This is a genomic window from Silicimonas algicola, from assembly GCF_003970735.1.
Taxonomy (GTDB): domain Bacteria; phylum Pseudomonadota; class Alphaproteobacteria; order Rhodobacterales; family Rhodobacteraceae; genus Silicimonas; species Silicimonas algicola.
In genome coordinates this window covers 610,158-621,683 of record NZ_CP034588.1, presented here as the reverse complement: position 1 = coordinate 621,683, position 11,526 = coordinate 610,158, and the positions used below count along the sequence as shown (strand labels likewise).

Genomic DNA, 11,526 nt, shown 5'->3' with positions numbered 1-11,526 from the left:
CCCTCCCCCCGTGGGTAAGCCGCGCGGACGTGAAGATCCAGAGGACCGATCCATGACACAGGCGCAGTTCACCCCGCGCGTCTTCTCGGGCATCCAGCCATCGGGCGGCCTGACGCTCGGCAACTACCTCGGCGCACTCAAGCGTTTCGTCGAGATGCAGGACGCCGGAACGCACGAGTGCATCTACTGCATGGTCGACCTTCACGCGATCACCGTCTGGCAGAACCCGGACGACCTGCGCCGCCAGACCCGCGAGGCGGCGGCCGCTTTCATGGCGGCGGGCGTCGATCCGGCGCGGTCCATCCTCTTCAACCAGAGCCAGGTGCCTGCCCACGCCGAGCTTGCATGGATTTTCAACTGCGTCGCCCGCATGGGATGGATGGGTCGGATGACCCAGTGGAAGGACAAGGCCGGCAAGAACAGCGAAAACGCCTCGCTCGGCCTCTTCGCCTATCCCGCGCTGATGGCCGCAGACATCCTGGCCTACCACGCGACCCATGTTCCCGTTGGCGAGGACCAGAAGCAGCATCTCGAGCTCACGCGCGACATCGCGGCGAAGTTCAACCACGACTACGGCGTGGACTTCTTTCCGATTACCGAGCCCGTCATCGAAGGTCCTGCCACGCGCGTAATGTCCTTGCGGGACGGGACGAAAAAGATGTCCAAGTCCGACCCCTCGGACATGAGCCGCATCAACCTTTCGGACGACGCCGACACCATCGCCCAGAAGTTCCGCAAGGCCAGAACCGACCCCGAGCCCCTGCCCGCAAGCTATGCCGAGCTGAAAGACCGTCCCGAAGCGCGGAACCTCGTCGACATCTATGCCGCGCTCTCGGGCCGCACGACGGACGATGTCATGGCCGAGCACGGCGGCGCAGGCTGGGGCCAGTTCAAGCCCGCGCTCGCGGACGTGGCGGTCGAGACACTTGCTCCCATCACCGGCGAGATGACGCGACTGCTGGCGGATCCGGGCGAGATCGACCGCATCCTCGGCAACGGGGCAGCGCGTGCGCGCGAGATCGCAGCGCCCATCCTCGACCGTACGCACGAGATCGTGGGCCTGATCCGGTCGTCCTGAGCCCGCGATTAGTGGCTGGGAAGCGTGCCCGATCGACGTCGCCACGAAACCGCCTTACTTTTCGCAGCATCGTTTCGCGCCTGGATACAATGAATTCCCGCTCGCCGGGACCGTTACATATTTGCCCCAGCTCAGGGCGGAATCGGGCCGAAAGGTGCCGACATTGCCACAAAGGTCTTGTCCCATGAAAAGCAGCCAGTCTATCAAGCCCTTGATTTTTCTCAGTAGGGAGAGTGACGATGGCAAGCAATGACCTTTTGAAGACAGGCGCAGCGGCAATTGCCCTCGCCTTCATGGCGGCCTCGGCTTCGGCTGCCACGGTCAATATCGCCACTGACGAAGGCGATCTTCACGTCACACAGAACGGCTTCGATACCAACACCAGCGTGGACGGCGACGAGATCGACGGCATGACGGTCATCGCGACCTATGTCGGCGGTCTGACCGAGACGCTGACCTGGGGCACCATCTCGGGCCTTCTTGGCGGCGTTTCGGGATCGGGCCTCGATCTGACCTTCTCGACGGGCAGCTACAATCTCGTCACCTCGATGAGCCTCGCCTCCCTGGAGCTGAACGCGGCAACGGGGAACGCCGTCTTCGACATCCTGTCGGGCATCAACGACGGAACGCGCGGCGACACGCTCGGCACCAAGATCGGCTACGGCTATTCGACGACGGGCGGCGATGCCCTCGAGGGAGCCATCGGCGTAACCTACCTTGACGGTGTGATCCGCGAAGGCCTGGCGCGCGGGACCGACATCTTCACTCGCATGGTCGTCGACTACACCGGCCTGACAGGCGGCGGTCTTCTGGGAACGACGCTCTTCCGGACCGACCTCGACAACCTGGCGGTCGCCGGCGACATCGCGCCGGTCGATACGCCCGATATGTCCGAAGTCCCGCTTCCCGCGGGCATGCCCCTCCTCCTGGCCGGTCTCGGCGTCCTCGGCTTCGTTCGACGCAAGCGCGCCTGACCCCACCCGATCCTCTCACGTCGCGACGGCGGGGCCATGCCCCGCCGTTTCGCGTTCGGGGGCCCATTTACCTCGCACGCCCCGGCGGATAGACCGGGCGTCAACTGCGAGGTGACACGATGGCCAACGACCTGACCAACAGCTACAAGACCGGCCCGGACGAGAATGGTCGCTTCGGCATCTTCGGCGGACGCTTCGTGTCCGAGACGCTGATGCCGCTGATCCTCGATCTCGAGGCCGAGTACGAGCGCGCCAAGACCGACGACAGCTTCTGGGCCGAGATGGACTTCCTCTGGAAGCACTACGTCGGCCGGCCCTCGCCGCTTTATTTCGCCGAACGCCTGACCGATCACCTCGGCGGCGCCAAGGTCTACATGAAGCGCGACGAGCTGAACCACACCGGCGCGCACAAGATCAACAACGTGCTCGGCCAGATCATCCTCGCTCGTCGAATGGGCAAGACGCGGATCATCGCCGAAACCGGCGCGGGCCAGCACGGTGTCGCCACGGCGACGGTCTGCGCCAAGTTCGGCCTGAAGTGCGTCGTCTACATGGGGGCGCACGACGTCGAGCGACAGAAGCCGAACGTCTTCCGCATGAAGCTTCTGGGCGCCGAAGTGATCCCGGTGACAAGTGGACGCGGCACTCTTAAGGACGCGATGAACGACGCGCTCCGCGACTGGGTCACGAACGTCCGCGACACCTTCTACTGCATCGGCACGGTCGCCGGCCCGCACCCCTATCCGGCCATGGTCCGCGACTTCCAGTCGATCATCGGGAAAGAAGCGAAAGAGCAGATGATGGAGGCCGAGGGCCGCCTGCCCGACACCATCATCGCCGCCATTGGCGGAGGCTCGAACGCCATGGGCCTCTTCTTCCCGTTCCTCGACGACAAGGAGGTTCGGATCATCGGCGTGGAGGCCGGCGGCAAGGGCGTCAACGAGAAGATGGAGCATTGCGCCTCGCTCACCGGCGGACGTCCCGGCGTCCTTCATGGCAACCGGACCTATCTCCTCCAGGACGCGGACGGCCAGATCCTCGAGGGCTTCTCGATCTCGGCCGGTCTGGATTATCCGGGCATAGGCCCCGAGCACTCCTGGCTGCACGAGGTCGGGCGGGCGGAATACGTCGCGATCACCGATGCCGAGGCGCTTGAGGCGTTCAAGCTCTGCTGCGAGATGGAAGGCATCATTCCCGCTCTCGAGCCGTCGCACGCCCTTGCGCATGTGATGAAGATCGCGCCGGACCTGCCGCCCGATCACATCATCTGCATGAACATGTGTGGCCGGGGCGACAAGGATATCTTCACCGTCGCGCGCGCCCTTGGCTGGGACATGGGACAGCTCTGAGGTCCGCCCGGGCGGTCAGACCGCCCGGCTGCGGACCCGCGACTTGACGCGCTTCGACAGTTCGCGTGCCGAGGCCTCGATTCCGAAGAGCTTGCTTTGCAGCCGCGAGCGGATCGGAAGGGCGCGCGCCTTTTCGCGTGCGACCCAGATCTCGTCGGCGACGCGCTCCAGCATTTCGGTGTTACGCGTGGCAAGCCGGATGTTCGCCGTCTGGCCGTTCATCACCAGACGCAATTCGCGCGAGTCGCTGTCGACCTCGATCCGCTCGATCGCCGTCAGGGGGCAGACGCGGTGTCGGACGAAGACACCCTTGGTGTCGACCGACCCCAAGCGGACTTCTCCCGACGCGCGGTCGATCTGAAGCGCGTTCTTCGGGCCCCGGCGCGACAGGTGCCGCAGGAAGAAGCCTGCCGCGAACAAGGCAGCGACGACTGATAGCTCAAGGAACAGACCATCGCTTCGGGGAAGGAGGATCAGCGCAACAAGGGGAGGAAGCATCACGAGGGAGGCAAAGATCAGGAAGACGATGCTGACGAAATAGAGAGCATAGTCCGCCGGCCCCTTGCGCGGCATGGCCTCGCTGACCGAGATGCCCCACTCCGTTTCAAGACTGATCAAATCTTTACTCGCACGCATAGGATTCTCCCGCTAGCGCGCAAACGTTAAGCTTAAATTCAGTCTAAATTTTGGCGCAGCTCCGGAGCGCGTACCGGGTCGCCGCGCCGCGTGTCAGCTGGATGATGTCGAAGCGGCTTTCCAGGATCGGGTCCGGAAGAAGAATCCTGGCCCGCCTGGGACCTACCTGCTCGAAGAGACCCACCATTGCGACCGTCTGGCCGGGCTCCACGGGCTCCTGGCTGTCGGGCGGCAGTCCCGCATAGTCGGTTGCGGGTCCACCCGAGGTAAAGGCGACGCCCGTGAAGACGATCCCGCCCTCCTGCTCTTCCAGCGTTCCCGTGAAGCGCTGTGACCCCGTGACCTTCTCGATGCGCCAACCCGACTGCGTGTCCTCCATCCGGCAGGCGAAGTCAGGGTAGACGACCAGAGGCACAAGGTCGCCCATCTTCAGCCAGCGGCAGCGCCACTCGCCCTCAAGACTCTCGGGTGCTCCGGCTTCGCCTTCCAAAGCCTCGACCAGAATAGCGATGTCGCTTGGTGTCCCCGAGGCGAAGGCGCCCCGCAGTGTCGAGCCGAGAAGGGCGTCGAGATCGGCCAGCCGCGTTTCGTCCATCGGTCGGACCGGATCGGCGGAGGCCGGTAAAGCCAGGATGAGGATCGCGGCGGCGACCGCTGGCTTCACCGCCGGCCCTCCCAGAGCCACGCCCCTATGGCCAGCATCGAGGCGATCAGAAGCATCGCCCAGGCCGGAAGAAGCGGCGACACACGGATGTCGGCCGTCAGATAGGCCTCGCGCGGGGTAATACCGATCCAGCCTCGCCCGGTGGCGGCGCGACCTTCGCGCGTGCGCCGGATGTCGGGGATACCATCCGAGATGCGATGGATGCCGCCCGAGGTCGCAGCCACCGCCTCGGCCAGAACGTCGGGCGTCGCCAGCGTCTCCTCGAATTCCTTGGGCGCTGCGGGCCCCAGGGCGACGACGCTTTCCATGTCGCCTTCCTTGAGACGGTAGAGACCCATCTCGGGGCCGGTCCAATCGGCCGAAAAACGTCCCGGCGAGACCTCCTCGAGCGGCACCATCACGACGCTGCCATCAGGACCGGTGATCTCGACCTCGCCCACCGCATCGCCGAGCGTGCGGCGCGTGATGGTCATGGTCTGACCCTCGGCGGTGGCGGTCAGTGCCTCCTCCTCCAGATCCGGCTCCTTCATCATCCAGTGCGCCAGCCGCCGCAACAGTTCCAGCTGCGGCCCGCCGCCCTCGAAGCCGCGCGACCAGAGCCAGGCGTGATCCGAGGCCAGCAGCGCCACGCGACCCTCGCCGGGGCGGTCGAGCATCAAGAGGGGCCGATCCTCCGCCCCAGACATCACCACGTCACCTCGAAGGGGCGAAACATCGACAAGCCGCATCCATCGACCCCAGGGCAAGGCGTCCTCGGCCGTCTCGTCGTCGGGCGGCGTCAGTCCTTCCGTCACCGGATGCCGCTCGCCGATCTCGGTCACCTTCGGCAGGAACAGCTCGTCTCTTACCCGCCCGGTCGGCTCCGCCGGCAGGATATCGGCCAGTGGCGTCCGATAGATCGAATCCGCCGAAGCGAAGTCGGGACCGGCGGCAACAAGAAGCGCACCGCCGTCCATGACATACTGACGAACGTTGTCGAAATAGAGCGTCGGCAGGATGCCCCGCCGCTTGTAGCGGTCGAAGATGATGAGGTCGAACTCGCTGATCTTGTCGAGAAACAGCTCCCGCGTCGGGAAGGCGATCAGCGACAGCTCGTTGACCGGCACACCGTCCTGCTTTTCGGGCGGACGCAGGATGGTGAAGTGGACCAGATCGACCGAGGCGTCGGACTTCAGCAGGTTGCGCCAGGTCCGCTCGCCCGCGTGCGGCTCGCCCGAGACGAGGAGAACGCGCAGACGGTCGCGGACGCCGTTGATCTGGATGGCGGCGGCGTTGTTGCGGTTGGTCAGCTCACCCTCCTGTTCCGGAAGGACAAGCTGGATCACGTTCATGCCGCCGTGCTGAAGCGTGATTGGCAGTTCCAGGTCCTCGCCGATCGGGACCTGAAAGACCTGCGGCTCGTAGCCGTCGACCGAGATCTCGATTTCCGCCAGCCCGGGCAAATCAGGGACCGCACCCTGGTCCTCGACCCTCAGCGTCAGCGTAACGGGCTCGCCGATGATCGCGAAGGCCGGCGCGTTGCGCACGACAAGACGGCGGTCCCAATCGTTGTCCTCACCTGTCAGAAGGGTGTGCAGGGGAGCGGGCATGTCGGGCATCCGCTCGATGTCGTGGACCTGTCCGTCGGTCAACAGGATCGCCCCCGCCAGCCTGGCGCGCGGTTCATCCGCCAGCGCGGTCGAGAGCGCCTCCATCACCAGAGATCCGCGGTTGCCGTCGCTGTCACCCATGCGCACGATCTTCAGTTCTGTGTTGGGAAGCTGCGCGACTTCAGCCTCGACGCCTGCGATGGCCGACGCGATCTGCTCGGGCCGGACGTCGATGCCCTGGCTGGCGCTCTCGTCCACGACGAGAACGACGATGTCGGTCAGGGGATCACGGTCCTCGATCTGAAGCGACGGATTCGCGATGGCCAGAAGGACGGCCGCCAGCGCAAGGGCGCGAAGGCCCCATCCCTTGAGGCCGCGCCACAGCGCAAGCCCGATGAACAGCGCAGCCAGCCCGCAGGCGACCCAAAGCACGGGCCACGGCAGAAGAGGGTCGAAGATCACGCTTCCGGACGTCATTGGCCAAGCCTGTCAAGAAGGGCGGGGACGTGAACCTGGTCCGACTTATAGTTGCCGGTGAGCACATGCATCACGAGGTTCACTCCGAAACGATAGGCCATCTCGCGCTGTCTCTCGCCCGCAAAACCGCGACCCACGGGATAAAGGGGCCGACCGTTTTCATCCGACGCCCAGGCCGTGGCCCAGTCGTTCCCGCCGATCACCACGGGTGTCACGTTGTCGTTGAGGTTCCGGAACGGCATCCCCTCGGCCTGCTGCGCATCGGCGGGTGCGGCCTCGACCCAGACGTCGCGGCTTATATGGCGGCCGGGAAAGTCCTGGAGGAGATAGAAGGTCCGCGTCAGGACGTGATCCGCCGGGATCGGCTCGAGAGGCGGAATGTCCAGCGGAAGAGCGAGCTGCTGAAGCTTGCGCCCATTGGGGCTGCCGTTCGTGAACCCGGCCGTGCCCGCGTCGCGCGTGTCGAACAGGATCAGGCCCCCGGTCCTCAGATAGAGGTTCAGCTTCTCATAGGCTTCCTCCGAGGGGCGCGGCTGCTGTTCGGTGATGGGCCAGTAGAGAAACGGATACACCGAAAGCTCGTCGGTCTCGAGGTTCACCGCCACGGGTTCGCCCGGCTCGATCGACGTCCGCCGGAACAGGACCTGCGACAGCCCTTGCATCCCCGCCTGGGCCGCCTCGTCCACCGCCGCGTCGCCGGTGACGACATGCGCGAGCGTCACCTCCGAAGTGGCGGCGATCAGGCGTTCTACGTCGAGCTCCTCCTGAGCCTCGGCACGGGGAGCGGGCAGCGCCATCGCCAGCACGACCAGCGCCGCCGCCGTCGCCTGTCGCGACAGCCTGCCCGAGAGGAGGAGAGTGGCGAAGACGTCGATCATCAGGGCCAGCAGGGCCAGAGACAAGAGCGCGCCCTTCAGAGGCAGTTCCTCGGCCACGGCAAATCCTTCCACCGTCACGTCGCCCGGCCAGACCACCGGGGCCAGGCTCATATCCTCGGCCACGGCATTCAGCGCGATGCGCCGCGTCTCACCGGCATAAAGGCCTGGCGGCAACTCCGGCCCGGGCGCTTCGCCCGCCAGACGTTCGCCCGCAATGCCCGGGGTCGTCCCGGCATCGACCACTTCTCCAAAGCCCGTCACCGCCTGATCCAGGGTCCAGGTCGTCCCGACAAGATCGCCGGGTTCGAGCGCGGCGAGGCGCGTCGACACGGCCAGCCGCTCGAGCATCTGCACGAAGAGCCCCGAAAGCGGCAGCGTCGACCATTCGGCATTCGCGGTGACGTGGAACAGGACGACCTGCCCGAGATCCAGACGCTTGCGCGTCACAAGGGGTGTCCCGTCCGCGAGCGTCGCGATGGTGCGTTCCGCCAGTGTCGGGTCGGGCTGGGCCATGACCTGGCTCGACACCGTCACGTCCTCGGGGATGGGCAAGCCGAAGAACGGGCTCTCGGCCGAAAACGTCCGCAGCGCCTTGGGCTCTCCCCAACTCATCGCGCCGCCCACGGTCCGCCCGCCTGCGCGCAGCCGCACGGGCATGAGAACGTCCTCTGCCTCGCGCCCCAGGTCGGACGCCGCCAGCCGCGGACCGGCGAAGCGCACCAGAAGGCCGCCCTTGCGCGTCCACTCCTCCAGCGCTTCGGCCTCGGCGCCCGCAAGCGACACGACATCCGCCAGGACGATCACGTCGGGGTTCGCCAGCACCAGGTCCGAAATCGCCCCGTGAATCAGGTCGGCGTTCGGCTCCAGCGCCTGTTCGAGGTAGTGCGTCTGCGACAGAAGCTGGAGACCCTCGCGTTCGTCCCGCGCGGCCACGATGGCGATCTCGCGGCGGCGGAGACTGTCGTCGCCAAGCGTCACCGCTCCCGCAGACCGTGCGCCCGAGATTTCGAACCGGGTCACGCGATTGCGCAGCTCGGCTGGCAGCGACAGAAGCGCGGACGCCTCGGCCTCGCCCGCCGCGAAGGCGATGTCGACGGTGGCAAGCTGGCGCGGGATGCCGGCCGGGTCGAGCCCGTGGGCGGCGACGCTGATCTCAGCCTCGGACCCTGTCCGGTTGCGGATTGCACTCAGTCGGATCGCGCCATCTTCGAAGACGGCGGGCTTCAACGCAACGACCGGGCGCGCCGCCTCGAAGACCGAAACCGCGCCCCGATCCTGAAGGCTGTCGAGAAGTGCCGAGCGCCACGGCTGGTCCACGCCGTCGGACAGCCAGAAGGTGTCGAACCCGCCGCTCAGTTCCTCGGCCCAGGCCGTGACGGCCTCGGCCTCGGGCATCCAGGGCTTCGGCTCCAGCATCGGCAGCGTCGCGCTCCAGTCCTGCGCGGCACGGAAAGGAATCGCCGCGTCCGGGGTCAGGTCCGAGACCGCCACCACCGCGGTTTCCCGCCCGGCCTGCGTCGCCTCGACCAGAAGGGTCTCGATCCGGTCGATCCGCTGGTTCCAGTCCTGCGCCGCCGCCCAGGTGTCGTCGACGAGCACCAGAAGCGGCCCGGTTCCCCCGGCGTCGGCCTTGGGATTAAGGATCGGACCCGCAAAGCCGATGATGGCCGCCGCGATTGCGATGGTGCGCAACAAGAGAAGCCACCAGGGCGTCCGGTCGGTCTGCGTCTCGTCGTCCGTAAGCCCGAGAAGAAGCGCCACGCCGGGAAACCGCCTGCGGATCGGCGCGGGCGGCACGGCGCGAAGCAGAAGCCACAGGATCGGCAGCATGACGAGGCCCAACAGAAGCCAGGGCGCCAGGAAACCAAGGGGGCCAAGCATGAACATCAGCCGTGCTCCCGGGGGCGGTCAGCGACGGTCAATGCGCTCGCTCCAGAGCCGTGTAGAGCCAGAGAAGCGCACCGGGGGCCGGCGTGCCCGTACGATGCAGGTCGTACTGCCAGCCTGTGCGGCGAGCGAGCGTCGAAAGCTGGTCCTTCCGCTCGGCCAGACGATCGAGGTAGCGGTCGCGCAGGTCGCCCGCCTTCAGCGTTTCATGGCGCATCGTTCCGCCGACGCTTTCGAATATGGTTCGCCCATCGAAGGGAAAAGCTTCCTCCTGCGGGTCGAGGATCTGCAGGAGGACACCGTCGATGCCCCTGTCAGCAGCCGCGGCGAGGGCCATCGTCACGGGCTCCATGTCGCCCAGGAAGTCCGAGACGAAGACCGCGCGCGACCGCGACGGCGCGCCGCGCAGGTCGGGAGCGGCGTAATCCGCCTCGTCCTCGCCCCGCGCCAGCGCATCGGTCAGACGCATCAACTGCAACTGACCCGCGCGCGGCGGAAGGCCCATGTTGGTCAAGCCCACCCTCTCGCCGCCCCTGACGAGCAGCACGCAAAGCGCCAGGGAAAGACGCCGCGCCTCGTCGGCCTTGGTGGGCAGGTTGCGGGTCGAGGCGAAGTCCATCGACCGCCCCATGTCGAGCCAGAGCGACACGGACTGCGCCGCCTGCCATTCCTTCTCGCGAACGAAAAGCGCATCGTCCGACCGGGCCGAACGCCGCCAGTCGATCGCGCGTGCCTCATCGCCCGCGTGGCTGGGCCGGTATTGCCAGAACTCGTCGCCCTGCCCAACCCTGCGCCGCCCGTGCTGCCCCGGCATGACGCTCGACGCCAGGTGCTCGGCCGCCGCCAGAAGGGGAGGCAGCGGACCGGCCAGCGTCTCGGCGTCGCGGCGAAGCCGGGCCGGTGCGTCGGGGTCGGAAAGGCGGGCAGTCTCGATCACGCGGCGGCCTCGATGCGCGTCACGTCGCGCGTAACGGCGTCGATGACCTCGGCCAGCGTCAGCCCGCGCGCGCGGGCGGCGAAGGACAGCGCCATCCGGTGCGTCAGGACCGGCACCGCCATCGCGGCCACGTCGGAGGCCGAGGGTGCCAGCCGCCCTTCCAGAAGCGCACGCGCCCGGACGGTCAGCATGAGCGCCTGCGCCGCCCGGGGTCCGGGACCCCAGCCGACACTGTCGCGCACGACGGGCAACGCGCCCGGCTCCTCGGGCCGGCAGCCGCGCACCAGGTCGAGGATCAGCTCCACGACGCTCTCGCCCACGGGCATCCGCCGGACCAGGTTCTGCGCCGCGATCAGCTCGTCGGCCTCGAAGACACGCGTCGACTCCGCCTCCACGGCACCCGTGGTGGCCAGAAGAATGTCGCGCTCGGTGTCGCGGTCGGGATAGGGCACGTCGATCTGGACGAGGAACCGGTCGAGCTGCGCCTCGGGCAGCGGATAGGTGCCCTCCTGCTCGATCGGGTTCTGCGTGGCGAGAACGTGGAAGGGGCGCGGCAGAGGATGCGGCGCGCCCGCCACCGTCACCGATTTCTCCTGCATGGCCTGCAGCAGCGCCGACTGGGTCCGGGGCGAGGCGCGGTTGATCTCGTCGGCCATCAGAAGCTGGCAGAAGATCGGACCGCGAATGAACTTGAACGCCCGGCTGCCGTCGGTGCCGGTTTCAAGCACCTCGGAACCAAGTATATCGGCCGGCATCAGATCCGGAGTGAACTGCACCCGCTTTCCGTCCAGACCGAGGACCGTCGAAAGCGTGTCCACAAGTCGCGTCTTGCCCAGTCCCGGCAGGCCTACCAGAAGCCCGTGTCCGCCGCAGAGGATCGCCGACAGCACCAGGTCGACGACCCGTTCCTGACCGATGAAACGGCGCGTGATGCTGGACTTGGCGTCGGCCAGCCGGCCGCCCAAGGCTTCGATGCCGGCGACCAGATCGGCGCTCTCGGACATGGTAATCTCTCCCGTGCGTTCTATGATAGCTAGTAGACCGAAGTATCTCGCCG

General features: G+C 66.8%; 9 protein-coding genes. 3 read left to right on the top strand and 6 right to left on the bottom strand.

Translation table 11 applies throughout. The features are described from left to right. Window positions 1-52: 52 nt before the first annotated feature. The 3 genes from trpS (at window position 53) to trpB (ending at window position 3,401) form a co-directional block, all read left to right on the top strand. A complete protein-coding gene (gene trpS / locus EF888_RS03100) occupies window positions 53-1,078 on the top strand; it encodes a tryptophan--tRNA ligase (RefSeq protein WP_109757401.1) in 1,026 nt (341 codons plus the stop codon). Window positions 1,079-1,317: 239 nt separating this feature from the next. Then, the gene (locus EF888_RS03095; protein WP_109757400.1) at window positions 1,318-2,052 is read left to right on the top strand and encodes a VPLPA-CTERM sorting domain-containing protein; all 735 of its coding nucleotides are present in this window, start codon (window positions 1,318-1,320) and stop codon (window positions 2,050-2,052) included. A 119-nt stretch (window positions 2,053-2,171) separates the two neighbouring features. Further along, window positions 2,172-3,401, top strand: a complete 1,230-nt coding sequence (gene trpB, locus EF888_RS03090) for a tryptophan synthase subunit beta (protein ID WP_109757399.1) — start codon at window positions 2,172-2,174, stop codon at window positions 3,399-3,401. 15 nt (window positions 3,402-3,416) lie between these two features. On the opposite strand, the gene EF888_RS03085 is transcribed toward trpB, so the two are convergent. From EF888_RS03085 to EF888_RS03060, 6 genes are read right to left on the bottom strand one after another with little or no spacing between them, the layout of a single operon-like run. Further along, window positions 3,417-4,037: a hypothetical protein gene (locus EF888_RS03085; protein ID WP_126918481.1), complete on the bottom strand. Its 621-nt coding sequence runs from the start codon at window positions 4,035-4,037 to the stop codon at window positions 3,417-3,419. A gap of 43 nt (window positions 4,038-4,080) precedes the next feature. Then, complete coding sequence (locus EF888_RS03080; RefSeq protein WP_109757397.1) at window positions 4,081-4,701, bottom strand: DUF4893 domain-containing protein; 621 nt, start codon at window positions 4,699-4,701, stop codon at window positions 4,081-4,083. Continuing rightward, window positions 4,698-6,767 carry a hypothetical protein gene (locus EF888_RS03075; RefSeq protein WP_109757396.1) on the bottom strand — a complete coding sequence of 690 codons (2,070 nt, stop codon included), beginning with the start codon at window positions 6,765-6,767 and terminating at the stop codon, window positions 4,698-4,700. The genes EF888_RS03080 and EF888_RS03075 overlap by 4 nt, the downstream gene beginning before the upstream one ends. Then, window positions 6,764-9,532: a DUF4159 domain-containing protein gene (locus tag EF888_RS03070; RefSeq protein WP_109757395.1), complete on the bottom strand. Its 2,769-nt coding sequence runs from the start codon at window positions 9,530-9,532 to the stop codon at window positions 6,764-6,766. Before EF888_RS03070 ends, EF888_RS03075 begins: the two co-directional genes overlap by 4 nt. A 31-nt stretch (window positions 9,533-9,563) precedes the next feature. Continuing rightward, complete coding sequence (locus EF888_RS03065) at window positions 9,564-10,469, bottom strand: DUF58 domain-containing protein (protein ID WP_420902652.1); 906 nt, start codon at window positions 10,467-10,469, stop codon at window positions 9,564-9,566. Next, window positions 10,466-11,473 carry an AAA family ATPase gene (locus tag EF888_RS03060; protein ID WP_109757394.1) on the bottom strand — a complete coding sequence of 336 codons (1,008 nt, stop codon included), beginning with the start codon at window positions 11,471-11,473 and terminating at the stop codon, window positions 10,466-10,468. The genes EF888_RS03065 and EF888_RS03060 overlap by 4 nt, the downstream gene beginning before the upstream one ends. Window positions 11,474-11,526: the final 53 nt, after the last annotated feature.